Source organism: Bacillus sp. GbtcB10, from assembly GCF_019091365.1.
In the GTDB taxonomy this organism is placed as follows: domain Bacteria; phylum Bacillota; class Bacilli; order Bacillales; family Bacillaceae; genus Bacillus; species Bacillus altitudinis.
Genome location: NZ_JAGXJP010000473.1, coordinates 1 through 229 on the forward strand (window position 1 = coordinate 1; position 229 = coordinate 229).

General features: G+C 45.9%; 1 pseudogene. It reads left to right on the plus strand.

From position 1 onward, the window contains the following. A pseudogene (locus KVT11_RS20870) lies at window positions 1-229 on the plus strand (serine hydrolase domain-containing protein); the annotation flags it as partial.

Here is a 229-nt window from a genome sequence, read left to right on the forward strand (position 1 = left end):
CGGCCGGAATGAAGCATGCCGGATTTTACAAAACATTTGCCAAAGCCAAATATCCTGCCGTCGGCTACAAAGTCGATGAGAGCGGCAGTCTTGTAACGCCGCACCTTTTGGACTTATCGCAGCTGTACGGGGCGGGCGACATGTATATGAGCGCTGAAGATCTCTATAAATTTGATAAATCGATCGTAAACAACACGCTCCTTTCAAAAGAAAGCTTCACAAAAATGTT